This window comes from Phytobacter sp. V69, assembly GCF_965644215.1.
GTDB lineage: Bacteria > Pseudomonadota > Gammaproteobacteria > Enterobacterales > Enterobacteriaceae > Phytobacter.
Genome location: NZ_CBFFRL010000578.1, coordinates 1 through 281 on the forward strand (window position 1 = coordinate 1; position 281 = coordinate 281).

Annotated in this window: 1 protein-coding gene; it reads left to right on the forward strand. The window is 45.2% G+C overall.

Translation table 11 applies throughout. From position 1 onward, the window contains the following. A partial coding sequence (gene tnpA, locus ACSZPU_RS26505) for an IS200/IS605 family transposase (protein ID WP_499004592.1) occupies window positions 1-281 on the forward strand: 281 nt, incomplete at both ends.

Consider the following 281-nt stretch of genomic DNA (forward strand, 5'->3'; position numbering starts at 1 on the left):
TAGCGCACACCCGATGGAACTGTAAATATCACATAGTTTTTGCGCCAAAATACCGAAGGCAAGCATTCTACGGAGAGAAACGTAGAGCGGTAGGCAGTATCTTAAGGAAACTGTGCGAGTGGAAAAATGTGAAGATTCTGGAAGCGGAATGTTGTGCAGATCATATCCATATGCTTCTGGAGATCCCGCCCAAGATGAGCGTGCCAGGGTTCATGGGTTATCTGAAGGGAAAAAGCAGCCTGATGCTTTACGAGCAGTTTGGAGATATGAAATTCAAATAC